This window comes from Photobacterium atrarenae (assembly GCF_024380015.1).
In the GTDB taxonomy this organism is placed as follows: Bacteria; Pseudomonadota; Gammaproteobacteria; order Enterobacterales; family Vibrionaceae; genus Photobacterium; species Photobacterium atrarenae.
The window spans coordinates 1,221,859-1,246,947 of sequence record NZ_CP101508.1 but is presented as its reverse complement, the minus strand read 5'-3'; the positions used below and the strand labels follow the sequence as shown (position 1 = coordinate 1,246,947).

21 protein-coding genes are annotated in these 25,089 nt (G+C 53.4%); 13 read left to right on the top strand and 8 right to left on the bottom strand.

What is annotated here, in order from left to right:
- Nucleotides 1-149: 149 nt before the first annotated feature.
- Both NNL38_RS05905 and NNL38_RS05900 read left to right on the top strand, forming a co-directional pair.
- The gene (locus NNL38_RS05905; RefSeq protein ID WP_255390096.1) at nucleotides 150-311 is read left to right on the top strand and encodes a hypothetical protein; all 162 of its coding nucleotides are present in this window, start codon (nucleotides 150-152) and stop codon (nucleotides 309-311) included.
- Nucleotides 312-554: 243 nt separating this feature from the next.
- On the top strand, nucleotides 555-1,220 hold the full coding sequence (locus NNL38_RS05900) for a hypothetical protein (protein ID WP_255390095.1): 666 nt from the start codon (nucleotides 555-557) through the stop codon (nucleotides 1,218-1,220).
- A 158-nt stretch (nucleotides 1,221-1,378) separates the two neighbouring features.
- Here NNL38_RS05900 and bioD read toward each other — a convergent pair whose 3' ends face one another.
- The 4 genes from bioD to bioB are packed head-to-tail and all read right to left on the bottom strand — an operon-like array spanning nucleotide 1,379 to nucleotide 5,095.
- Complete coding sequence (bioD, locus tag NNL38_RS05895) at nucleotides 1,379-2,071, bottom strand: dethiobiotin synthase (protein ID WP_255390094.1); 693 nt, start codon at nucleotides 2,069-2,071, stop codon at nucleotides 1,379-1,381.
- Complete coding sequence (gene bioC / locus NNL38_RS05890) at nucleotides 2,064-2,906, bottom strand: malonyl-ACP O-methyltransferase BioC (protein WP_255390093.1); 843 nt, start codon at nucleotides 2,904-2,906, stop codon at nucleotides 2,064-2,066. The genes bioD and bioC overlap by 8 nt, the downstream gene beginning before the upstream one ends.
- Nucleotides 2,896-4,056, bottom strand: a complete 1,161-nt coding sequence (gene bioF / locus NNL38_RS05885; protein ID WP_255390572.1) for an 8-amino-7-oxononanoate synthase — start codon at nucleotides 4,054-4,056, stop codon at nucleotides 2,896-2,898. Before bioF ends, bioC begins: the two co-directional genes overlap by 11 nt.
- On the bottom strand, nucleotides 4,043-5,095 hold the full coding sequence (gene bioB / locus NNL38_RS05880) for a biotin synthase BioB (protein ID WP_255390092.1): 1,053 nt from the start codon (nucleotides 5,093-5,095) through the stop codon (nucleotides 4,043-4,045). Before bioB ends, bioF begins: the two co-directional genes overlap by 14 nt.
- Before the next feature lie 218 nt (nucleotides 5,096-5,313).
- Between bioB and bioA the strand changes: the two genes are divergently transcribed.
- On the top strand, nucleotides 5,314-6,573 hold the full coding sequence (gene bioA, locus NNL38_RS05875) for an adenosylmethionine--8-amino-7-oxononanoate transaminase (protein WP_255390571.1): 1,260 nt from the start codon (nucleotides 5,314-5,316) through the stop codon (nucleotides 6,571-6,573).
- An 89-nt stretch (nucleotides 6,574-6,662) separates the two neighbouring features.
- A complete protein-coding gene (locus tag NNL38_RS05870) occupies nucleotides 6,663-7,226 on the top strand; it encodes an LON peptidase substrate-binding domain-containing protein (RefSeq protein WP_255390091.1) in 564 nt (187 codons plus the stop codon).
- Between the two features lie 132 nt (nucleotides 7,227-7,358).
- Here NNL38_RS05870 and NNL38_RS05865 read toward each other — a convergent pair whose 3' ends face one another.
- Nucleotides 7,359-7,724: a thiol-disulfide oxidoreductase DCC family protein gene (locus NNL38_RS05865; RefSeq protein ID WP_255390090.1), complete on the bottom strand. Its 366-nt coding sequence runs from the start codon at nucleotides 7,722-7,724 to the stop codon at nucleotides 7,359-7,361.
- A 496-nt stretch (nucleotides 7,725-8,220) separates the two neighbouring features.
- Here NNL38_RS05865 and NNL38_RS05860 point away from each other — a divergent pair, with 496 nt between their 5' ends.
- The 5 genes from NNL38_RS05860 to NNL38_RS05840 all read left to right on the top strand — a co-directional run bounded on the left by NNL38_RS05860 (nucleotide 8,221) and on the right by NNL38_RS05840 (nucleotide 13,860).
- The gene (locus tag NNL38_RS05860; RefSeq protein WP_255390089.1) at nucleotides 8,221-9,801 is read left to right on the top strand and encodes an L-lactate permease; all 1,581 of its coding nucleotides are present in this window, start codon (nucleotides 8,221-8,223) and stop codon (nucleotides 9,799-9,801) included.
- A gap of 99 nt (nucleotides 9,802-9,900) precedes the next feature.
- Nucleotides 9,901-10,620, top strand: coding sequence for a (Fe-S)-binding protein (locus NNL38_RS05855; protein ID WP_255390088.1), 720 nt, complete (start codon nucleotides 9,901-9,903; stop codon nucleotides 10,618-10,620).
- A gap of 13 nt (nucleotides 10,621-10,633) precedes the next feature.
- Nucleotides 10,634-12,055 carry a LutB/LldF family L-lactate oxidation iron-sulfur protein gene (locus NNL38_RS05850; RefSeq protein WP_255390087.1) on the top strand — a complete coding sequence of 474 codons (1,422 nt, stop codon included), beginning with the start codon at nucleotides 10,634-10,636 and terminating at the stop codon, nucleotides 12,053-12,055.
- Between the two features lies 1 nt (nucleotide 12,056).
- Nucleotides 12,057-12,845, top strand: a complete 789-nt coding sequence (locus tag NNL38_RS05845) for a LutC/YkgG family protein (RefSeq protein ID WP_255390086.1) — start codon at nucleotides 12,057-12,059, stop codon at nucleotides 12,843-12,845.
- A gap of 112 nt (nucleotides 12,846-12,957) precedes the next feature.
- Nucleotides 12,958-13,860, top strand: a complete 903-nt coding sequence (locus NNL38_RS05840; RefSeq protein ID WP_255390570.1) for a LysR family transcriptional regulator — start codon at nucleotides 12,958-12,960, stop codon at nucleotides 13,858-13,860.
- Between the two features lie 114 nt (nucleotides 13,861-13,974).
- Here the strand turns inward: NNL38_RS05840 and NNL38_RS05835 are convergent, their stop codons facing one another.
- The 3 genes from NNL38_RS05835 to mlc all read right to left on the bottom strand — a co-directional run bounded on the left by NNL38_RS05835 (nucleotide 13,975) and on the right by mlc (nucleotide 17,574).
- Nucleotides 13,975-14,361 carry a VOC family protein gene (locus NNL38_RS05835; RefSeq protein ID WP_255390085.1) on the bottom strand — a complete coding sequence of 129 codons (387 nt, stop codon included), beginning with the start codon at nucleotides 14,359-14,361 and terminating at the stop codon, nucleotides 13,975-13,977.
- A gap of 272 nt (nucleotides 14,362-14,633) precedes the next feature.
- Nucleotides 14,634-16,064 carry a leucine-rich repeat domain-containing protein gene (locus NNL38_RS05830; protein WP_255390084.1) on the bottom strand — a complete coding sequence of 477 codons (1,431 nt, stop codon included), beginning with the start codon at nucleotides 16,062-16,064 and terminating at the stop codon, nucleotides 14,634-14,636.
- Between the two features lie 295 nt (nucleotides 16,065-16,359).
- Entirely contained in the window at nucleotides 16,360-17,574 is a 1,215-nt protein-coding gene (mlc, locus tag NNL38_RS05825; protein ID WP_255390083.1) for a sugar metabolism global transcriptional regulator Mlc, read from the bottom strand.
- A 282-nt stretch (nucleotides 17,575-17,856) separates the two neighbouring features.
- Here mlc and queE point away from each other — a divergent pair, with 282 nt between their 5' ends.
- From queE to asnS, 4 genes are all read left to right on the top strand, one after another.
- Nucleotides 17,857-18,525, top strand: coding sequence for a 7-carboxy-7-deazaguanine synthase QueE (gene queE, locus NNL38_RS05820; RefSeq protein ID WP_255390082.1), 669 nt, complete (start codon nucleotides 17,857-17,859; stop codon nucleotides 18,523-18,525).
- A 211-nt stretch (nucleotides 18,526-18,736) separates the two neighbouring features.
- Nucleotides 18,737-21,553 carry a hydrogenase expression protein HypA gene (locus NNL38_RS05815; RefSeq protein WP_255390081.1) on the top strand — a complete coding sequence of 939 codons (2,817 nt, stop codon included), beginning with the start codon at nucleotides 18,737-18,739 and terminating at the stop codon, nucleotides 21,551-21,553.
- A gap of 248 nt (nucleotides 21,554-21,801) precedes the next feature.
- Complete coding sequence (locus NNL38_RS05810) at nucleotides 21,802-23,421, top strand: methyl-accepting chemotaxis protein (RefSeq protein WP_255390080.1); 1,620 nt, start codon at nucleotides 21,802-21,804, stop codon at nucleotides 23,419-23,421.
- A gap of 164 nt (nucleotides 23,422-23,585) precedes the next feature.
- The gene (asnS, locus tag NNL38_RS05805; RefSeq protein ID WP_255390079.1) at nucleotides 23,586-24,986 is read left to right on the top strand and encodes an asparagine--tRNA ligase; all 1,401 of its coding nucleotides are present in this window, start codon (nucleotides 23,586-23,588) and stop codon (nucleotides 24,984-24,986) included.
- Nucleotides 24,987-25,089: the final 103 nt, after the last annotated feature.

Here is a 25,089-nt window from a genome sequence, read left to right as displayed (position 1 = left end):
ACACCCGAAATCCCTGACATCCCGTGACTGGCGTCAAACAAGCACAGGTTTAGACTTTAGTCTTATTGAAAGGCAAGGCGCGTTCTACTATCGTCTCAAGCATACAACTTTAAATTACATATACCGTTGTCAAATTTCATGGAGGAATGATGGCCGATAACCAGAACTACCAGGTTGCGATTGATATCCTGCGCTGTCACCTGGGGATGACCACAGACGAAGCTCACCGTGAACTAGGGATCGACGCAGCCAGCAAGGCTTCTCTGTCAGATGCCCATGACGCTTTACTGGGGCTGACGCAAGAAGGTTAATCACCACCTAAGGCTCCCAAATATCCCTATCGAATGAATGAGCGCCCTTACTTTTGTAAGGGCGTTTTTATTTCACTCTGATGACAGCCCTCCCACTCACCGCTACTCTTATTGTGACCAACGTCACCATTTCAGTACAGGTCGCATTCAGCTTCTCCTTAGCATAATAACCACAATTATTTGTCATACGAACTGCTCCTAAACGACTTGGATGTCCACCGGGCAAATACAATGGTGCATACTATGCAATCTACTCTGATTCGTTCAAAACACTCTCAGCGCCGAGCAATCATCGTCAAGCCAATGAACCCAATGGTTCTGCCGGGTGCGCTGTTTTTTACCCTGGCGCTTTTATTGGCAGCATCGGCAGCGGTGATCCACCTGGAAGTAGTGAATATCAGCGGCAACGCCGGTGAAAATTCACTGATTGAATACCTCCAGGAAGCCTACCTGTTCTTGACCGGTAGCCTGTTCGCAGCAGTGGCAATTCGCCGACCAAGTCAGCGCGGGTTTGCTGTGTTGGCCAGCGCCTTTTTCTACATGCTGATGATCCGCGAACTCGACGGCCTGTTTGATCTGATCAGCCACGGCTTCTGGAAATATCCGGCATGGTTGTTAGCGACCAGTGCTATCATCTACGGGGTCCGGCATAAAGCCGTCACGACACAGCCATTGATCGACTATACCCAACACCGTAGTTTTGGCCTGATGCTGGCCGGGATGGGGACGCTGCTGGTTTTTGCCCGCTTGTTCGGCATGGGCGATTTATGGCAAGCCCTGATGCAGGATGCCTACATACGTCCGGTGAAAAACCTGGCCGAAGAAGGCACCGAGCTGCTGGCCTACACCCTGATTGCTTTTGCAGCAGCCTGGTACTGTCTGCCGACCCTGCTCAAGAAATCTCGCTAAAGCTACTCTTTGGCTGGGATGGCAACAAATTATACTAATACTAACCCCGCTCAGGACAGGGGACGGGACACACCATAGTAAAAAGCCCTGCAGCTACCTGCAGGGCTTTTTATGACTCAACTTTGGTGGCGATTGAACTTGCCATACTCTGACGAACTTCAGGCCTCGACAGCCAGCCCAAGTGGCGTTAAATCGATATAGTCTGCCAGGTTCCGCTTTTTGATCCCCGGCATATAAGGAATTTCACCCAGCTTTTTCCCGGGGAGTTTCTGCTCCAGCATCTGGATAATTTCTGCGTAGTGCTCTGTGCCCGGATTAATCCGGTTGGCAACCCAGCCTACAACTTCCAGGCCGTCGTGCTCAATCGCTTCTGCCGTCAGCATTGCATGGCTCAGGCAGCCCAGCTTCACACCGACCACCAACACCACAGGCAACTTTTCCTGTTTCACCCAGCTCGACAAGCAATCTTCATGACTGACGGGGACGCGCCAGCCACCAGCTCCCTCGACTAGCACCATGTCCGCCTTCTGTTGAAGCTCAGCCAGCCCTTGAGACAACACGCCGAAGTCAATTGTCCGTTGCTCCAGCTCAGCAGCCAGGTGGGGAGAGATGGGCTCTTCAAAAGCGTACGGATTGACTTCATCATAGGTCAAAGGCACCACAGACGCTTCCTGCAGATACAGCGCATCTGAGTTACGGACGCCCGCTTCAGTGATCTTGCTTCCTGAAGCGACCGGTTTAAAACCGGCGATTTGAATATTTGCCTTGCCGGCTGCATGTAAAATCGCACGGGAAGCGACCGTCTTGCCGACATCGGTATCCGTTCCGGCAACAAAAAAAGCCTTAATCATTTGTAATTACTCCAAAGCAGACTTGGTAAGTCGCCGGCAACTGTCCGCGACTGTCACGAAACGCATCATAAGCACGTTCGACGGCACGGATGGTTTGACGCCCGGCAAGCCCTGATTTTCGGGCCTGATGTAGATGGGTCGCGCCGATCCCTTTGAGATCTTTCATCAGCTCAACAGCCGTCTGGTAATGCATAGTGATTGGTGAAAAGTCTAGGAGATCCGCTGACCCCCCAACTTGCGCCAGCGCAAGGTTTATCTCCTTTTGCGACAGAAACCGGTTCACATGTTGACGTGAATCAACCTCTTCCCAAGCCGCCGCCAGCTCATGAAGCGAGCCGTCAACCAGGGTAGTAAAAGCTATCAACCCACCCGGCCTGACCACCCGTTTCAGCTCTTTGAGCGGCGTTGCCAGATCGTCACACCATTGCAGGGCCATGCTGCTGAATGCAAGATCAAACTGGTTATCGTCCAGTGGCAATGCTTCCGCATCGGCTTCCAGATACGTCGCCCGTTCGCCGCAGCGCTGTCCGGCCTTCACCAGCATCTGAACCGACAGATCGGCCGCACACACCTGATAACCACGGCAAAGAAGCTGCTCGGTGAAATACCCGGTGCCGCATCCCAAATCCAGGGCTCGGCTTCCGGCTTGACAGAGCGCCGGGAGTTGTTCAAGCAGACGATGGCCCACCAAGCGCTGAAAGGCCGCGGCCTGATCGTAATGATCCGCAGCACGGCCAAATGCCTCAGCAATCGCCCGTTTGTCGTGGGGCTGTGGCGGGGCTCCAATCTGGACCGGAGTCGATGTTTGAGTGACTGCATTCATTTCATTCGCCATGAATCACCTCGTTCATACTGTGTGCCAGTTTTTTTACGTCAGCCTGGCTATGGGCAGCCGTCAATGTGATCCGCAGCCGCGCGCTATTTGCCGGCACGGTCGGCGGTCGGATCGCGCTCACCCAGATCCCCCGCTCTCGCAACGCGGTCGATACCGCAACAGCCTGCTCACTGCCGCCGATGATCAACGGCTTGATTGGGGTCGGTGTCGATTGCAGCGCAATTGCCGGATCAACAAGTTCACTGAGCAGCGCGCTCAGCTCCGCCAGCTTGTCCCGCCGCCACTGATCCCGGCGGATCAAACGGCAAGCCGTGCTCAGGGCATGTGCCTGGGCCGGTGGCATCGCAGTGGAGTAAATAAAATGCCGGGCAAATTGCACCAAATATTCAGCGGTGCCGTGATCACATAAAATCGCCGCCCCCTGAAGCCCGAATGCCTTACCAAACGTCACCACCAAAATATCCGGCCGGATCCCGGCGAAATCGCAGCTGCCACGGCCTTCTTCCCCCAAGACGCCGCAACCATGGGCATCATCGACGGCCAGCCAGCTTTGGTGCGCCCGCGTCAGGGTGTGGATCTCAGCCAGCGGGGCAAGGTCCCCGTCCATGCTGAACACCCCTTCGGTCACGACCAGCCGGTCACCGGCTGCTGCATCTGAACGCTTCAGCAGACGCTGCAAGACCTGCATATCGTTATGGGGAAAACGGCGCATTGTCGCCGGAGACAGGCTACCGGCTTCCATCAGCGAGGCATGGTTGAGTTTATCCTGCAGAAGAAAATCGTCGGCCTGGAGTAAGGAAAACAGCAGCGCTTGATTGGCGCTGAAGCCACTGCTGAACAGCAGCGCGCGATCGAAACCCAGCCAGTCGGCCAGCAGGGCTTCGAGTTCCTGGTGCGGGGTCTGAAAGCCCGTCACCAGCGGTGAGGCCCCGCTGCCGGCACCATATTGCGACAGCCCTTCCTGCCAAGCTGAAATCAACTCCGGATCCTGGGCCAGCCCCAGATAGTCATTGCTGGAAAAATTGATCATGGCGCCATCCGGCCCCATGGTCTGTAACGCAGTGCGGGTAAGGCAGGTCCGCTGACGATACAGGCCCTGATCTTGACGTTCGCCCAGAGCCTGATCAATACGTTGCTTAAAGCGAGGCATCATAGAACAGATCATCTTTCCCCGGACGAGCTGCCACGCGCTGTGCCACCTGGCCGAGAAGCTCCTGCTCCTGAACTTCATCCGGCTTGGCTGCCTGCTCCTGGCGGTTAATCCCCAGTTTGGCAAACAGCTGCATGTCCTTGTCTTCACCCGGGTTCGGGGTTGTCAGCAATTTACAGCCGTAGAACACGGAGTTGGCCCCGGCCATGAAGCACAGTGCTTGCATCTGCTCGTTCATATCTTCACGGCCGGCCGATAGGCGAACGGCCGATAGCGGCATGATGATACGCGCCACCGCAATGATGCGCACGAAATCAAACGGATCCACATCATCGACATCTTCAAGCGGCGTGCCTTTAACTTTGACCAGCATGTTGATTGGCACACTTTCCGGATGAACCGGCAGGTTCGCCAGCTCGACCAGCAATGCGGCACGGTCACGGTCACTTTCCCCCATCCCGATAATCCCGCCCGAGCAGATTTTCATCCCGGCATCACGCACATGGCCCAGGGTATCGAGACGATCCTGATAAGTCCGGGTGGTAATGATATTGCCGTAATACTCCGGCGAGGTGTCGAGGTTATGGTTGTAATAATCCAGACCAGCATCGGCCAGCTCATTGGCCTGATCGCCCGTGATCATCCCCAGCGTCATACAGGTTTCCAGCCCCATGGATTTGACCCCACGCACCATATCCAACAGATACGGCATATCGCGTTCTTTCGGGTTTTTCCAGGCGGCGCCCATACAAAAACGAGTCGCGCCGGATGCTTTGGCTTTCCCGGCAGCGTCTAACACACGTTCTACTTCCAGCAGACGCTCACGATCAACATCAGTGCGGTAGTGCGCGCTTTGCGGGCAGTACTTACAGTCTTCCGGGCACGCGCCGGTCTTAATGGACAGCAGGGTGCTGACCTGAACTTTGTTCGGCTCGTGATACTGACGGTGCACTTGCTGTGCTTCAAACACCAGATCCATAAACGGCTTGTCGAATAGCGCTTGTACTTCCTCGACTGTCCAATCGTGACGTACTTCCACGTGTAATCACCTCTCAGGTTAAGACAATTCGGCACCAGTAACTTTCAATAGGGCCAGAGACCGAACAGCAAATTGTTTTATTCTATTTCTTCGTGAATCAGCCGATTAAACCGCGATTCAGATAAGGGTTTATGCTTGGCTAGTCTACTGTTACCTAGTAGACTGTCAACCACAAACGAGAACCCGGGTTTACAACTGTGCGAAAAACAAACAACTCAATTGATCTGGTATTTGACCAGCAGCATGTCTGGCATCCCTACACCTCAACGCTCAACCCGCTGCCTTGCTATCCGGTAGAAAGCGCCAGCGGCGTCCTACTGAAACTGGAAGATGGCCGGGAGCTGGTCGACGGCATGTCTTCCTGGTGGGCGGCGATCCACGGCTACAATCATCCGCAACTCAACAACGCCGCCAAAGCGCAAATCGACCAGATGTCCCATGTAATGTTCGGCGGGATCACCCACCAGCCGGCCGTTGAGTTGTGCCGCAAACTGGTCGAGATGACCCCCGAGCCGTTGCAGCAGGTCTTTCTGGCCGATTCAGGCTCGGTTGCGGTGGAAGTTGCACTGAAAATGGCGCTGCAATATTGGCATGCCAGAGGCGAGCAGCGGCCTAAGTTCCTCACCCTACGTCATGGCTACCACGGTGATACATTTGCTGCGATGTCGGTGACCGATCCGGACAACTCGATGCACGGGCTATACAAAGGGTTTCTGCCTGAGCATATTTTTGCCAAGTCGCCAACCACCCGGTTTGGCGAGGACTGGCAAGAAGACGACATCCGGGATTTTGCTGCGCAGCTAGATACCCATCACCAGGAGGTTGCAGCGGTCATTCTTGAGCCGATTGTCCAGGGGGCCGGCGGAATGCGGATCTATCACCCAACCTACCTCCAGCGGGTTCGCGAGCTGTGCGATGAGTATGGCGTGCTGCTGATCGCTGATGAGATTGCGACCGGATTTGGCCGCACCGGGAAACTGTTTGCCTGCGAGCATGCCGGGATCAGCCCGGATATCCTATGTGTCGGCAAAGCCCTGACCGGCGGCTACATGACCCTGTCAGCAACCCTGACCACTAAGCACGTCGCCGATACTGTCTGCAGCGGCGCTGCCGGCTGTTTCATGCACGGGCCCACCTTTATGGGCAATCCACTGGCCTGTGCCGTGGCAAATGCCAGCTTAACCCTACTGCAAACCGGTGAGTGGCAACAACAGGTTGAAAGCATTGAAAAACAGCTGGCGGAAACTTTACCTGAAATTGGCAAGCTTAAAACCGTGAAAGATGTCCGCTGGCTCGGTGCCATCGGCGTTGTAGAGCTGCATGAACCGGTCGACCTGGCTGAAATTCAGCAGCGTTTTGTCGACCAAGGTGTCTGGATTCGCCCTTTTGGCACACTTGTCTACATCATGCCGCCATTTATCATTAATCAACAGGAACTTAGCCGTCTTACTTCCGCAATTTTGATAACTCTTGGCTAGTATCGAAAAGCAGACAGATTCCCAATCCTGTCTGCTTATACTATGGCTAACGTCACAATCAAAATAATACGTCAGTAAAGGCTAATACTATGCAGCTACCCCTTTTTCCGTTACAGCTTTACTTATTGCCGGGTGGGATCAGCAAACTGAGAATTTTTGAGCCCCGCTACATTCGCCTGGTCAAACTGGCGATGGCATCCGGCGAAGGCTTTGGTCTCTGTATGAAAGATGGCGACGCTTTATGCCATTTTGGCACCCGAACTATCATCACCGATTTTGAGCGCCTCTCCGACGGCCTACTCGGAATCACGGTCCAGGCGGTTGAAAAGTTCGTGATCAATGATCACTGGCAGGAGGATGACGGACTCCGCTTTGGCGATATCTCGCCCATCAAAAACTGGTCGCCGGTGACGGTGAAGTTTGCCGATCGGGGGATAGCCCACAGTCTGCAGGCGCTGTTTGAAGAGTACCCGGAACACGCAACCAACTACCCGGAGCCCGACTTCAATGACACCACCTGGGTGTGTCAGCGCTGGTTGGAACTCCTACCGCTGGAGACCAATCAGAAACAGTGGTTCATGAGCCGCAATGACCACCGCGCCGCACTCTCGTTTCTCCACAACATCATCGATGAGCAACTGAAAGAAGAATAATTACCTGAGCAACTTGCTCTCAATCTCTGTCTGCCGGACGTGCTGATTACACATAGACAGTGGTTGAGGTGAACCCAGCAGACTTATCCAGAGTACAGGCTCCAACCACAATACAAACCACCACAATCAAGACTATCCGCGTCCATCGCGATTCAGCCGCGCATCGACATGTCTCCGGTACCAGCGAGAAACCCGCGGCCGGATCCCCGGCAAACTGACTAACCAGGCCAGGGGTTTGAGCCACCAGATCAGCGAAAATAACAGAATATAAGCATCCAGCTCACGCCGAACGACACCACGCTGATCTTCAACGTGTAGCTCGCGCAATGCCCGTGCCGGATCAATACCGCGCGCTTCCAATTGCGCTTCCTGATCCGTAATATCGAACCAGTGTACTCGCGCGGTGTCCCGTCCGAGCCAGCGCTCATAACGCGCCCGGTCTTTCACGCACCCTTCACAGGCACCATCATAAAATACGATCAACCTGGGTTTATTCATGCATCTCCTCCGGTGCCAAATTTGATGTTTTTTCCCTCTTACAGTGTAGGTAAAGCGTCACAATATCCAGCAATAAAGCGCCAAACCTGTCGTAAAATTACAACATTTAGAGCCAAAACAAATAATAACTATTCCCAATTAAGAAAATTCAACCCAAAACCCGTTAAAAAAACACCAAAATCATTAATGAACAATCGAAAATTTATTGTTTCCAAATCTAAACCAATAAGCCTGAGTGACAGGTGGGGTTACTTATAAGCCATTGATTTAAATCAATGTTGATACCCGTATTTTTTTAACATTCGGAGAATTGTCACAAACCCATCATTTGTCATACATTTAACAATTTAAAAACTAATAGCCACACAGATTTTCCCTCCTAGAATACTCCCCCCACAATGTGGCCGGGTCGTTTGGAAACCACCCGCAACTGACAATTAGAAAAATAACGTCAAATCACGACAAGAACACAAACCTATATAGAGTGGGATAATTCATGTTAAACCTTGCAATATCTGTCGTACCGATCTTGCTCCTCATCTGGATGATGACCAAGCGCAACTCGCTACCGTCACATATCGCACTGCCGGTCACCGCGTTGATTATCGGCTTGCTGCAACTCTTTTACTTTGGGACAGATGCCACCCTGCTTTCTGCCAACATGATTTCCGGCATGCTGTCTGCGATCACCCCTATCTCTATTATTGCCGGTGCCATCCTGCTTAACCGCGTCATCGCCCTGTCCGGTGCCGAAGATGTGATCCGCCAGTGGCTGGAAGGGATCAGCCGTAACCAGGTCGCGCAGCTGATGATCATCGGTTGGGCATTTGCCTTTATGATTGAAGGTGCCTCGGGCTTCGGGACGCCAGCAGCCATTGCCGCCCCAATTCTGGTCGGCCTCGGCTTCAATCCCCTGAAAGTCGCGATTCTGGCGCTGGTGATGAACTCAGTCCCGGTTTCTTTCGGCGCCGTCGGCACCCCGACCTGGTTTGGCCTCGCCGGCCTGGGCCTGGATGAAACCGCCCTGCTGGAAACCGGTCGCCAGTCTGCCCTGCTTCATGCCATTGCCGCTTTCATTATTCCGATCATCGCGCTGAAATTTGTGGTCAGCTGGCAAGCCATTCGCCGTAACCTGCTGTTCATCCAATTGAGCATCGTATCCTGTACTCTGCCTTACTGGCTGTTCGCACAGTGGAACTATGAGTTCCCGGCTCTGGTTGGCGGAGCAATCGGCCTGTCGCTGTCAATCCTACTGGCCCGCATGAATGTTGGCCTGGAAACACAGGAACCAAGCACGCATGCCAAACCGGAAAAAATACCGTTCGGGACTGTACTCAAAGCTATGAGCCCGACTCTGATGCTGATTGGGATCCTGATCGTGACCCGCATTCAGCAGCTGGGTATCAAAGGGATGCTGAACGACAGTACTCAGATGTTTAATTTCAACCTGGGTTTTGCCGACCTGAGTGTGAGCCAGGCGCTGATCTTCAAACTCAGCAACATTCTGGGTACCGACACCAGCTGGGCCTATAAGACTCTGTATGTTCCAGCGCTGATCCCATTTCTGTTGGTGGTGCTGATCTCCATTCCAGTGCTGGGCATGAGTGGCCAACTGGCCAAGCAGGCGTTCACAGAAACGGCCAGCCGGATCAAAATCCCGTTCATCGCCCTGGTCGGTGCCCTGATCATGGTGAAGTTTATGATGGTCGGTGATGAGAGTTCACCCATCATGACCACAGGCCAAGCTTTTGCTGATCTGATGGGTGCCAACTGGCAGTGGGTTGCTTCCTACCTGGGTGCGCTGGGCGCGTTCTTCTCCGGCTCTGCGACGGTCTCGAACCTGACGTTCGGCGGGATCCAACAGACCATTGCCCACACAGTCGGTCTGCCGGAAACAACAATTCTGGCCCTGCAATCGGTCGGCGCATCGATGGGGAACATGGTATGTATCAATAACATCATCGCTGTTTCAACCATTTTGGGGATTGCCAACAAAGAAGGCTACATCATCAAGCGTACCGTGGTCCCTATGGTGATCTACGGGGTGATTGTCGGCCTGGTCAGTGCCTTTATCTAAGCACGACTGAGCAATCCCGATGCCGGCGGAAATTTACCGCCGGTCACTGAAGATATAATAAAAAGATAACCACGGTTCAACCGTCACTGGAGCGATATCATGAAGGTAAACTTTTTTGCCACCTGTCTGTGCGACACAGTCAAAGCCGAAGTTGCCAAAAAGACTGTCGAGCTGCTGGAACAGCTTGGCTGCGAAATCATCTTTCCTGAAAAACAAGGATGTTGCGGTCAGCCTTCATTGAATAGTGGCTACATTGAAGGCAGCAAACCGGCAATGAAAAATATGATTATGGCGTTTGAGGAGAATGATCACCTGATCGTCACCCCGGCCGGCTCATGTGCCGCCTCGATCAAACGCTACCCGGAATACCTGGCCGATGAGCCGGAGTGGGCAGCCCGAGCACAGAAACTGGCCGATCGCCTGTACGAACTGACCCAGTTTATCGTCAACATCCTGGGTGTCGACAACGTTGGTGCCCGCCTCGAAGGTCGCGCCGTCTATCACCCGTCCTGCAGCCTAATCCGTAAGCTGGGCGTGCGTGAAGAGCCGCTGCGCCTGCTGGCCAATGTTGACGGGCTGGAAATGGTGCCAATCAAAAACCAGGAAACCTGCTGTGGCTTCGGCGGGACCTTCTCGGTCAAAATGTCCGAAATTTCCGGTGAGATGGTGAAAGAGAAAGTTCACCACATCAGCACGGTTGAACCAGACTACCTGATCGGCGCCGATATCAGTTGCCTGATCAACATTGGTGGCCGCATGACCCGCGAAGGTCGCCCGATCAAAGTGATGCACATTGTCGATGTGCTGATGAGCCGTTAAGAGGGGCGTTGTTATGTCGATGAAAACCAGTCAGGTCAACTTTCAGGAACGTATTGACGTTCAGATGAAAGACGAATTCATGCGCAAATCGGTCGCCAACGCTCAAGAGCGTATGTTTACCAACCGCGCGATTGCTGCCGAAAAGCTTGGCAACTGGGAAGAGTGGCGTGAGATGGGGATGGACATCCGCAACCATGTACTGGAAAACCTGGATTACTACTTACAGCAACTGAGCGACAACGTTCAGAAGAACGGCGGCCACGTCTTCTTCGCCAAAACGGCCGAAGAAGCCACCAAATATGTCGAAGGCATTATCCAGCAGAAAAATGCCAAAAAAGTCGTCAAGTCCAAGTCGATGGTCACTGAAGAGATCGGCCTGAACCAGATCATTGAGCGCAATGACTGCGAAGTGGTAGAAACCGATCTCGGTGAATACATTCTCCAGGTTGATGACTGCGATCCACCGTCACATATCGTGGTTCCAGCCCTGCACAAAAACCGGATGCAAATCCGCGATGTGTTCAAAGACAAAATCGGCTATGACGGCTCCGACGATCCGGAAGAGCTGACCCGCTATGTCCGGAACTACATCCGCCATGATTTCCTCGAGGCTGATATCGGCATCACCGGCTGTAACTTCGCCGTCGCCGAATCCGGCACCGTGACCCTGGTGACCAACGAAGGCAACGCCCGCCTGTCGACCAGCCTGCCGAAAACCCATATTGCGGTGATGGGCATGGAACGGATGGTTCCAACCTTTGAAGAGCTGGATATCATGGTCAGCCTACTGTGTCGCAGCGCCGTCGGCCTGCCGCTGACCGGCTATGTCACGGCCCTGACCGGCCCGCGCGAAGATGAGCATTGCGATGGCCCGGAAGAGTTCCACCTGGTCATTGTCGATAACGGCCGCTCCGAGATCCTCGGTTCTGAGTTCCGCGACATTCTGCGCTGTATTCGTTGTGCTGCCTGCGTCAACACCTGTCCGGCATACCGTCATATCGGCGGCCAATCTTACGGCTCGATCTATTCCGGTCCGATTGGCGCCGTTCTGTCGCCGCTGCTGGGCGATTATGACGACTTTAAAGAGCTACCGTACGCCTGTAGTTTGTGCCGCGCGTGTCATGACGTGTGTCCGGTGAAGATCCCGCTCTCTGATCTGCTGCTCAAACACCGCGAGAAGATGGCAGAGTCCGATCAGACGCCGCTGCTCGAGCGTGCAGCCGTGGGTGCCTTCAACTTTATCAATGCCCGCCCACTGCTGTGGAGCAGCACGGTGAAAGTCGGTGCCACGGTCACCAGCGGCCTGATCCGCAACGGCAAGCTGCCGGTGAACATCGGCCTGAAAGCCTGGACCGAGTCACGCGATCTACCGCAGGGCGATGGTGAATCGTTCCGCAGCTGGTTCAAAAAACGCAAGCAGGGTAAAGGGGAATAAGATGGCGAATCACACTGAAAAGACCGCACCAGCCGCTGACCAACCGCGTATTTATAACCGCGACAGCTTTCTGGACAACATTGCTAAGCAGCTGGGCCGTGAGCGCCGCACCACGCCGGTCGAGCGCCCTGCCCTGAAATACCGCTGCCACCATGACGTGATGGCCGACAAAAGCCAGGATGAGCTGAAAGACGTGCTGATCGAGTATACGCAGACTGCACTGGGTTCACAGGCGATCACTACAACCCAGGCCGAGCTGGCACAAACCCTGAAATCAGTTTGCCTGGATTACTGCCGCACTGAAGCCAGCGAAGCCGGTGACGCTGCGCAGTACGCCGGAGAAACCATCCTTTCCGCAGATCCGCGTCTGCTGGCACTGGTCAACCCGGCGGTTCTGGCCGAAGACGGCCACCAGATCCATATCTGGGATCAGGCGGCGGGATACGAGCCGAACATCGCGGTTGCCGAGCGCGCCAAAGTCGGGGTGGTCTTTGCCGAACAGGCGCTGGCAGAGTCCGGCACTATGGTGCTCTACAGCAATCCGAAACAAGGTCGAGCCGTCAGCCTGCTGCCGGAAGCCTCGGTTTTTGTCGTGCCGAAAAGCACGCTGGTTGCCCGTTTGACTCAGGCCACTGCTGCACTGCATGAGAAAGCCAGGAATGGGGAGCGCATGCCATCGTGCGTGAACTTCATCTCCGGTCCGAGTTCGACCGCCGATATCGAACTGATTAAGGTCGTCGGGGTTCACGGCCCGGTTTACGCGACCTACATTATTATCGACGATATGTAACCGATTTAGCTCCCGGTTCACTCCAATGAAAGATGCGCCCGATGGCGCATCTTTTGTATTTCTGCCGCCTTGTTATTTATAATGCATTCAGTATTGATAAATGACGATTCCCATGCCGCAAATTGACGATCTCGTCCTGTTTACCCAAGTCATCGAGCACGGCTCATTCAGCAAAGTTGCCGAACTGAACAACATCACCAAATCCGTGGTCAGCAAGCGGGTGAGTAAGCTCGAATCCGAGCTGGGCGTCCAGCTGATCTACCGCACCACCCGTAAGCTCACCCTGACCGAGCCGGGTGAAGTGCTGTATCACCGAGCCAAAGATATTCGCCAGGTGGCCCATTCGGCGTTTGATGCCGTCACCGGCTACAGCGAAGCCCTGTCGGGCCATATCCGAATGTCGGTCCCGACCATCTCCGGTGAAATGCTGCTGGCCGAAGCTGTTTCTGATTTCTGCACCAAACATCCGGGCATGACGGTGGAAATGTCGCTGGACAATGAATTTGTCGATTTGCTGTCGGAAAATATCGATCTGGTGATCCGTACCGGTTACCTGGAAGACTCCAGCCTGATCGCCCGGCATATCTTCAACTCGCGCTGGCAGATCTGCGCCTCACCAGGCTATATCGAAAAGCACGGCATGCCGATGACCCCGAAAGCCCTGCAGCATCACAACTGCTTCGGCTACAACAAGCAGAGCACCGGCGCATTTGACTGGTTGTTTACCCGCAACGGCGAGATTTACACCGTCAAAGTGGCCGGAAATTTCGCCTCCGACAATGCCGCTGCCCTGCGCAAGGCCGCACTGGCGGGCAATGGCCTGGCCTATTTGCCCACTTGTTTAATCTACGATGATTTGCAGCAAGGCAAGCTGGTGACAGTATTGCCCGAGCACACCGGCAAAGTGGTGGGGATCTATGCCGTCTACCCATACACCCGCAAACCGGCCAAACGGATCCAGGCGCTGATCGAACACATTCGTGAGCGTTACCTCGCCATTCAGGAGCGGTTCTGAGTCCGGCTCTGGATCGATTGCCGCAAGGTGTGCTTCAAAAGAAACGCGGATAGACGGCTATCTTCGATACGAGATAACCTGAATGATTCACGCTGGCCCCCCAAATTATGAGCGTTAGGCACGCTCTTCAAGTTTCCAGGGCGGATTGAGTCGATTTTCCCCTGCCCAATAAAGCTTGATGATATTTCCCGATGGATCCTTTAAAGAGGCCTCTCGCCAGAGATAGGGTTGATCGGTCGGCTCTTGGGTAAATTGGAGCCCTTTTGATTTCAAGTCATCGACGAGCTCATCAAGTTGTTGGTGTTCAAAGTAAACGACACCTCGACATTCGACCCCTTGCTTTTCCGTGTCTAAATATACTGAAAATGTCGACTCCCCTTCAGGGCAAGAAAACCGAGCATAATGCTCGTCAGCAACGATTTGGACCAAGCCGAGTGTTTTATAGAACTCGACGGCCAAATCAATATCATGCACCGCTAACGTGATTTGATTCATATTCATAAGCTATCCTTGCCGCTATTTCTCTCTGTAATACCTAATGAATGACATCGACTTCCCCTGAATCAGGCTTTGCCACACTGGGTCAGTCTGATTCCGAAAGCGCCGCCCCCCTGTTACACCAATCGATGGCATTGCTTTAGCCAGATAGCGTTTCAGTATCCGCGGTGAGTTCACAAAAACAAAGTGTTGACCACAAATGAGTAATGCCACATGCCTTACACACAGCAAAAGGCGCATCAACCAATGCGCCTTTGCTTCTTTCCAAGATGTCATTAATAGGTCACTTGGACCCCACGCTCTACCAGGGCATCCAGATAAGTCTTGGTTGGTTCTGATAGCGGGTTCAGTGTAGCAGTCACACTGACCAGCTTAGGATTTTGATCCAGGTTGATATCTGTCAGCTGATTACTCGATACCTGAAGCCATGAAAGCATGCGTTGCTGTGACACATCAATCGTCGCGAGCTGATTCCCCTCCAGATTCACCGTGGTCAACTTCGGGTTATGCTGCAAATCAATAGTCAATAGGTTATTACTACCGGCACTGAGGTATTCAAGGTTGGCGTTCTGACTTAAATCCAGACTATCCAATGAATGTCCGCTGATAATTAAATCCTTGAGCAACACATTCTGCGACAGGTTAATTGCTGTCAGCCCCGACAGCGGATAGTTCAACGTATCGGCATGAAGGAAGATCGACTCCAACTTCGGGTTTTGGCCAACATCAATGGCATTCAAAGGGTTCGCCGAAATCGCCAGCGTCTTCAACAATGAGTTTTGGCTCAGATCAATGTCTGTTATCTGATTGTCTCGCAGCAGCAGCCACTCCAGCTGACGGTTCTGTGACAAATCAATCGTCGTGAGTTGATTATCAGCCAACAATAGATCTTTCAGTGCTGTACTTTTCGAAACATCAATTTCAGTCAGTGCATTACTGCTGGCGCTGACACGGGTCAGTTTGGGATTCGCCGACAGATCAAGCGTAGTGATCTGATTCGTATCGAGAGTGACATCTTCTAGTTGCAGATTGAACTTCAGCGACACCGTGGTCAGCTTGTTATCTGTAAGATCCAACTCTTTCAGCTTGGTGTTGGCACTGAGATCAATGCTCTCAAGTTGATTACCGCTCATTCCCAGGCTTTCAAGCTGCGGGTTGCCTGTCAGATCAATCGTCGCAATTGTATTTGCATTCGCATCCAAATCTAAATGAGTCAACTTCGCATTATGCGTCACATCCAGAGCCGACAAACGGTTATTCACCGCCCCGATAGATAACAGATCAGGGTTTTGGGACACATCGAGTGAAGTCAGCAAATTATTGTCAACAGTAATCCCCGCTAACTTCGTATTCCGGCTTAAATCCAAACTACTAAGCAAGTTCCCCGACAACGTCAGCCATTCGAGCTCAGTCAGGGTTGACAGGTCAATTTGCTCAATTGCATTATCCCTGAGCTCCAACGCATGTAAGTTAGGAAAGTACTGCAAGCTTGACACATCCGTGAGTCCCTTCTCTTCACAAAAAAGCACCTTCAGCTCATGGGCATAGGTCACACCAGCATCCAGCACGCACTGTTTTAATCCGGGGTCTGAAAATGTCATTTCGCTGATTTTAGGACCTTGTGCCGACTTTCCATCCCCTGAGCTACCACCACAGCCGACCAAAGACAACAGTGTCACCATGGCCGCGAGCGTTTTCAACTTCATGTTCAACTCCTTACTGATCGAAAACGCGGCTAAGATATGCTTGTTCCACCTCTACGGGCACACTTATTTTTCGATAATCAGAAGCGATTCAGGAGCAAAATAGGATTTTCCGACACAATTCAAAGGATGGCATTCATTATTGAGTGAAACCGCCCAGTTTTGACCCATTTATCTTTAATGTTCAAGCACTCTGAATGCGACCCCAAGGCGGCGTAACGATCAAAAAACCGGACTTTCGCCCGGTTTGGTTCATCGCATTCCTTGATGCCGATTGTCAGTTCAATTCGTTGTTCTGCTAACCTTCAATCAATTTCATCAGCAGGTGGCCATCATACATTGCCTGCTTGACCAACGCCGCGCCGGGCATGGTTGCCTGGGTATAGAAACAACTCTGCTCGATGGTCAGATGCTGGTTGTAAATCGGCAGGGACTGGGTGCGGACACACTCCATAATCGCCGGATACAGCACACTTTTGGCCCGGTTTAATTCGCTGCCGATCAGAATCTTATCCGGATTAAACAAGTTCACCATAATCGCAATGGCCTGGCCCAGGTTATGCCCTAACTCAACCATCACCTGACGTGCCAGGGTATCGCCTTCGACCGCCGCGTCACAGATTTTTTCGATGGTCAGCACCTGGCCATGCAAGGTCGACAGATGCCCTTCCCGCAGCCGCTGCTCGACTTTTTCAATCACCGCACTCAGGCTGGCTTCCGTTTCCAGACAACCGTGGTTACCGCAGAAGCAGCGTTTGCCGTATGGTTTGATCTGAATGTGGCCCAGTTCCCCGATATTACCGGTCTGCCCCAGTAGGACATTATTATCCACCACAATCCCGGCGCCGACCCCGTGATGGACTGAAATCAGAATCGAATTGGCCACATCGCGCGAGTTACCGAATAGCTTTTCCGCCAGTGCCCAGGAGCGCGTATCGTTGCCGATAAATACAGGCAAGCCGGTCGCTTCATGAATGGCCGGCCCCAACGCCAGATTATGAACATCGTAATGGGGCATCTGCAGCACAATCCCCTGCTTGGTATTGACCAAACCCGGCAGGGAGACAGCAATGGCCGTGATCCGATCCAATTCACTGACATGGCGCGCAAAAAAGCTGTTGATTTCATCGAGCAGGATCTTCAGCACAGCATCCTGGTGCAGCACTTCAATGTCCTGACGTTCTTCGACCAGGATATCACCACCAAGCTCATGCAACGCTATGGTCAGGTAGCCCCGGCCCAGCCGGATCGACAAAAACTGCCATCCCTCGTTAGCAGGCAACAGCCCAATGGCCGGGCGGCCCCGCGACGTTGACTCCTGGTATTGAGTTTCTTTAATCAGGTGTGCATCAATCAGTTCGCGGGTAATTTTAGTGATACTTGCAGGTGCAAGCTGACTGCGTTTTGACAGCTCAATTCGGGAGATTGGCCCGTACAGATCGATAAGCTTGTAGACGCTGCCGGCATTGTTTCTCTTAATATGGTCGATATGACCAGGCTGAGCGACATACATGCCAATACTCCGAACAAAATAGCAATAAAAAACGTGGTGATTAATTTTTTTACTTTGCGAAGTAATTGTGAAGCCGCTTGTGTCCAGGACGTGATACTCATCACGATGAATGCCCGACAGCCGTCAATTCTGTGTCCTGAGCCACTTTTCACTCGCATCACCTCGTAGTTATTTTACAAATAAAATCACCCTAACAGAGACAAGCGTCGTCAGTTTTGGGATAATGCTCTGCTGCTCAAAAGAGCACCATACTGACAGATTCGATTCGCCACGAGGTTAGCGGTGTATAAAATTAACGAAGTCTTTGAAACCATTCAGGGTGAAGGTGTATTTACCGGCGTACCAGCCATATTCGTCCGGTTGCAAGTGTGTCCGGTCGGCTGTGCCTGGTGTGATACCAAACAGACCTGGAGCGCTGATCCGGAGGATTTCACAAGTTTGGATCAGGTCATGGCCAAGACTTCAGACTCCCCGCTATGGACCAACCTCGATGCTCAAGGCGTGGTAAATTTACTTCAAGAAGAAGGATATACTGCCCGTCACGTGGTGATCACCGGCGGGGAGCCTTGTATCTACGACCTGGTCCCGCTGACCGAAGCACTCGAACAGGTTGGTTTCCGGTGCCAGATCGAAACCAGCGGTACCTCACAAGTGCAGGCCACGGACAATACCTGGGTCACGGTGTCTCCGAAGATCAACATGAAAGCCAAGCTGCCGGTCCTTCCTTCGGCCCTGATGCGCGCTGATGAAATCAAACATCCGGTTGGCACTGAAAAAGACATCGAACAGCTCGACCAACTCCTGACCGGTATTTCGCTCAAGCCCGACGTCAGCATCGCGCTGCAACCGATCAGCCAGAAACCGCGCGCCACCGCGCTGTGTATCGAGACCTGTGTCAAACGCAACTGGCGTCTTTCGATCCAGACCCATAAGTACCTGGCGATTGCCTGAATTGCTGCGCCGGTTGCACCCTGTCGCAACCGGCTTCATTTCAACCTTCCGCCGAAAGCCGTATACCTTCTGCCCTCACGAGTCGTCACCATTCTTACAACTTAGATCCCTGCTCAATCTGCAAGACTCTGCCGCAGCTTTAACAACCGCCGCAGGGGTGCAACCTATACTCAGCCCAAAACATAAGAAAAGCGTGTTTGGGGAAATGATTATGCGTGCTTATCTCGGATGCTGCCTGATCGCAGCAGGTAGTTTATTGCTTGCCGCCTGTGGCGGCGGCGGCGGTGATAGTGAGCCGGCCACTGAATCTGAAACAGTGCCGGTCTCCACCAAATTTACCATCACCGTTGATACCCCGCCGGCCTTAACCACGGCGCACACCAATGGCCATACCGGATTGATTGCCAGAGCCTACGCCGACGCGCAGGCAAATCTGGCCCAGGCCAACTTTGCTGCAGTCTGGCTGGACAAAAAAGGCAAAGTGCTGGAGCAAATTGAAATCACCGACTGGCAAGAGCAAAGCAATGGGACCTACGATATATCCGTCGGCACCCGCACCCGGATTAACGCGGTGATGCTGATTGACCTATCGAGCAACCCGGATATCCCCATCGCCCCCGGCGAACCAATTCCCAACCATGTGTATCTGGCCCCGCTGACCGAAGAGCGGCTGACCGTGAGCCTGAAAACAACCCTCGCCTACCATGCCCTGATCGAGCGGGTGATCCAGGATGAAAGCTGGGGGATCTTCGAAGCACTCTATGATGAGCCGGTCCGCAGCCGAGTCTTTTTCTTTCAGGAAGACCTGAACCGGATCGCCGATGATCTCGAAGCCACCCTACTGCCCAAAGTCGGGCTGCAAGGGATGAAGCTGAGTGATTTACTGTCGCTGTCGATCGTCAAGACCATGACCCAGGGCCGCATGGAGCGTTTTGTGACTGAACAAGCTGCAGCACAAGCCAATATCCAGGCGATCCTGAACGATGGCTACTGGGAAGTCAGTACGTTCAACGATAACAGTGGCAGCGGGATCCTGACTGAGCAGATGACATACAATGACGAGAACACCACGACCGGAGAAACCACCATCCGCGAATTACGCTGGGATAAAAACGGCGCCGAGGATATCGCCCTGAGCGAAGTCTTTACTTACCTCAGCGGCTCCACGGAATTTACCAATGAGGACATCACCCGCCAGATCCTGACCAGCGAGGGCTGGGTCGGCCTGTTCGATTATCTCAAGGTTGAGCTGGCGACCGATAAAACCCTGCTACTGACCGATGCCGCGCTGTCTCGTGACGACAAAGTCGGGATCACCATGGATGCCAAGGTCTATTCGCTGGCCGAGAAGAAAATGCATGATTTTCTCTCCAGCGAGCACAATCACCACATCACCCGCTACATCAAGGCTGATGAAACGTTCAGTGAAGGCGCATTCGGGTTCTACTTTACCTGGCGTCCGGAAAGCGAAACCTACCTGTTATGTGATAACCGCAACGGCAACACCGACTGTCAGGTGGCCCCTTTCGGCTCGCCCAACAGCCCCTATACCGAGCTCAACGGGGTGCTGACCGAACTGGCTGATGCGGCGATCTCAATCAACGGGATCAACGGCTTTGCCATCGCCGACAACGTGGTGGTCGAGCTCATCAACGACAACGGCTTCACCGCCCGCTATTGGGTCAACATCGCAGCCAATAACTGGAGCATCCAGGAAAACAGCGTCTGGGCACCGACGACCGTCGCCGGTAAATCCATGATCCGGTTTGATGTCCCCAGCGTGATCCGGCAGTTGGCTGATCAATACAAGTTCGAACATGAAAACCTGTTTCTGGTTGAAGATCGCAGCTTCGTCCATATCGGTGAAACCTTGCTGGAAAACCAGCCGTTCAATTACAGCGGGTTCGATAACAATGCCAAACAACAGATTTTTGCTGCCGCCAGCCGCGACAACCTGCCGGCTTTTGGCGTCTGTAACTTCGGCAATGGCGTGGGGGCCAACCCTGACCTGTACCTCAATGCAGTTACTGAGTGTGGTGGCGATGAGCGCTTTACCCAGCAGACCATCAACGATTTAATCGACCAGCACTTAGTGCAGATCGACGAAGAGGGCGTCATTTCAACCACGATTTTGCGCAGCAATAACAGCTGGGAGCACTATATCCATGGCTTGAACCAGGGCGGCAGTCGCAGCTGGTCCCTGACCGAGCAGGGCTATCTCAAACTGATCCCCGATACTGCTAACCCGGATGAGTTTGAATACTGGGCGCTCACCAGCGTCGACTACAACCGCAGTTTGCTGGCGGTAAAAGCTTACGGGGCACAGCCCGAGGCCGATCTGATCTTCACCCTGATCAGCAAAGAATACAGCCCCGGCTCGCTGGCGGCCTGTTCCACCCAGGACTCAGGCTGGGATAGTGCCACCACGGCCCCGGTCACCCGCAAAACCCTGACCCAATACCAGGATCAGGCTGCCCTGTGTAAACAGATCTGGGAGCAGCGCAATCCCCGCTTTACCCAAGCGCTGTTAATTGGCCAGAGCGGTGACAATAGTGACGACCGGGCGCTGCGGTTCATCGGCGACAGCTCACGCTTTTTGCAGCTGAGCGATAACTTCCAGGGCGATTTCTTCCTCGGCAACTATGTCGATTCCGATGGCTGCGGTTTCAACTTCCCAATCCGCTGGCAACTGGAAGAAGACGGGACCCTCTATTACGAAGCCGTGGATGGGTCAATGAACGAGCGTATTGCCATGACCGACACTGACGGTTTGGGCTTTGCCATCAAGGCGTTCAACCACCAGGCCCGCTGGCAGGACGACCCGGACCTGCAGTACACCGCCACTGATGGGGAGATTTGGAGCGATCTGATCACCCTGATTGACGCCGCCGCAGTGCCGAACGTGGTGCCGATCACCGAGCCGATCAATCCCCCTGCTGAGCCGCCCGCTGATGGTGAGCCACAAGGCCCAGTTCCCGGCACAATTCTTAACGACGGGCAAACATGCGGCTTTACCGAGGCTCAGTAGGCCATCGCGTGAAAGCGCACCCTGACAGAACCACCCGCTGAAGAAAAGCTCGCACTGCGAGCTTTTCTTTGCATCAAGTACCTAAAGCAGCAGATGGTCAGCTGTATAAAAAATGTGAAGTCGCCGGCGTGCTCGACATCACAATAACTACTGCGGCACTATTTTTTAACAAACGTAAACACTACACTATGTCCATAAAATATATGTAAGAATTATTACAAAAAGCCCTATACAAGAGACCATGGAAGATGCGGTTAACGATTGCTCATAAGCTCCTCCTGACGCTGTTTGTTGTCTTTGCCATTGTGCTGTTTACCTCGCTGGCTTATGAATCCCGCCAACAAAAAGCCCTACTGGAATCAGTGATCAGTGAACAAACCTTAGACAAAGCCGGCAATTATTTCGACAGCCTGAACATGATGATGCTGACCGGCACCATGTCGCAGCGAGAAACGCTGCGGGAAAAAGTGCTGTCTCACAAAGGGATCGAAAATGTCCGTGTCATCCGGGCACCGGCAGTCACCAAGCTCTATGGACCGGGGTTCGACAATCAGGCACCGGTTGATGACTTTGACCAGCGAGCACTAAAAGGTGAGCTCATTAGTGAAACCATCACCACCGACAGCGGCAAAACCCTGCTCGTCGCCCTGCCAATGAAAGCCAGCAGCAATTACCGCGGCACCAACTGTGTCCAGTGCCATATGGCCGAAGAAGGTGAAGTATTGGGGGTTGTCCGGCTGGAGTACAATCTGGGGCCGCTATACCAGCGCGTTGATGAACAACTGCTAATCACCGGCGGGATCATGGCCGCCATCGCCGCTACCGGATTTTTGTTCGCCCTGACCCTGATCCGCCGGATGATTGTTCGCCCACTGCGCCGGGTCTCAAGCTATATGAAACAGACCAGCCTACATCAGGATCTCAGCGGCCGGCTCAACGAAAATCGCTCTGATGAAATCGGCGAACTGTGCCGAAGCTATGATCAAATGCTGGATAATTTCACCGCCAGCCTGCAGCAGGTCCAGAATACCTCAGAATCGCTGACCCAGCAGGCCAATCAGTTGATCAGTGTTTCGGCAGATACCACCAGCGCCGCCGACAGTCAGCGGCTTGAAACGTCTGAGATGCTCACGGCCATCGACGAGATGCAACACCAGCAGCACGACGTTGAACGCCGCACCACTGAAGCGGCCAGTCTCAGCGAGAATGCATCAAACGCTGCACTGGAGGGCACCCGTCTGGCCGACGACGCCGGGGCAGATATCAAGCACTTGGTCACCGATATCGAAAACGTCAAAGTGCGTATCGACAATCTCAACGAGCAAAGCCAGCAAGTGACCAGCATCCTGGATGTGATCCGAGGGATTGCCGAGCAGACCAACCTACTGGCGCTCAACGCCGCCATCGAAGCAGCCCGTGCCGGCGAGCAGGGACGCGGCTTTGCCGTGGTGGCCGAAGAGGTACGCAATCTGGCCAACCGAACCCACCAGGCAACCGGTGATATACAGTCCATTATCCAGGCGCTGTGTGCCGACTGCGAGGCTTCTGCCAGTGCCGTAGAAGAGACCTGCCAGACCGCATACAGCAAGATGGCCACAATCGAGCAGCTCTCCAAGGCGCTGTCGGAAATCGGTAACGGGATCCAGGTGGTCAACCACCACGCCAACGACATCCAGCAACAGAGTAGTGCCCAGGCCAGCATGGTTGATTCAATCCGCACCAAAGTCGAAACCATCACCAGTCATGCCGACGATACCTCCAGCCGTGCGCTACAATCACGGGAGATCAGTGTAAATCTTGAACAGTTGGTTGAACAGTTAGAACATTTACTGCGTCAATTTACCCTTTCGGGGGATAACAAGGCTTGATGCCTGTCGTCAGACAGGTAATATTGCTTGTTCGGACTCTGTCTTTCGGGCATGTTGATGTTTCTTGGTGAAAACGCTTTGAACGCGGACTCACTTTGACCTCGAAACACCGACACACCCTAAACATAGACGTATAAAGTGCCTTAACGGAGAATAATTTAAACATGACTTACGCGCCTGTAACAGACGTACTCAGCGGAAAGCTGGCAGTAGACACTGAAGTCACTGTCCGCGGTTGGATCCGCTCACGTCGTGATTCCAAAGCCGGAATCTCTTTCCTTGCCATTTATGACGGCTCTTGTTTCGACCCGATTCAGGCCGTGGTCCCTAATGAGTTAAATAATTACCAGGAAGAAGTGCTGAAGCTGACCACTGGTTGCTCTGTTGAGGTCACCGGTAAAATCGTTGAATCTCCGGCCAAAGGCCAAGATTTCGAACTGGCAGCGACCGGTGTGAAAGTTGTTGGCTGGGTTGAAGATGCCGAGACTTACCCGATGGCGAAAACACGCCACTCAATTGAGTACCTGCGTGAAGTCGCGCACCTGCGTCCACGTACCAACGTGATCGGCGCCGTGGCCCGTGTTCGCAACTGCCTGTCTCAGGCGATCCACCGCTTCTACCACGAGCAAGGCTACTTCTGGATGTCTGCACCGCTGATCACCGCCTCTGACTGTGAAGGTGCCGGCGAAATGTTCCGCGTATCGACCCTGGACATGGCGAACCTGCCACGCACAGACAAAGGCGACGTGGATTACAACGAAGACTTCTTTGGCAAAGAAACCTTCCTGACCGTATCCGGCCAGCTGAACGCCGAAGCCTATGCCTGCGCCCTGAGCAAGGTCTACACCTTTGGCCCGACGTTCCGTGCCGAGAACTCCAACACCAGCCGCCACCTGGCGGAATTCTGGATGGTTGAGCCGGAAGTCGCTTTCGCGGATCTGGACGATGTTGCCAAGCTGGCAGAAGACATGCTGAAGTATGTCTTCAAAGCCGTGCTGGAAGAGCGTCGCGACGACCTGGAATTCTTTGCTCAGCGTATCGACAAAGAAGCGATTACCCGTCTGGAGCAATTCGTGGACTCTGATTTTGCCCAGGTCGATTACACCGATGCGATCCAGATCCTGAAAGACTCAGGCCGCGACTTTGAGTTTGACGTTGAGTGGGGTATCGACATGTCTTCTGAGCATGAGCGTTACCTGGCTGAAGAGCACTTCAAAGCACCAGTGATCGTGAAGAACTACCCGAAAGACATTAAAGCCTTCTACATGCGCATGAACGACGACGGGAAAACTGTTGCCGCGATGGACGTACTGGCACCGGGTATTGGTGAAATCATTGGTGGCTCTCAGCGTGAAGAGCGTCTGGACATCCTGGACGAGCGCATGAAAGCGATGGATATCGATCCGGAGCATATGAACTGGTACCGCGACCTGCGTCGCTATGGCACCGTGCCGCACGCAGGCTTCGGTCTGGGCTTCGAGCGTCTGGTCTCTTACGTGACCGGTATGGGGAACGTCCGTGATGTGATCCCATTCCCTCGTACGCCGCGCTCTGCGAACTTCTGATTCGTATCACGACACCGCCAAAGGCTACCTGAACAGGTAGCCTTTTTGTTTGCCCGTCTTTAAATTGCGCAATCGTTTACAGCACAGCGCGAAAACTTTAATG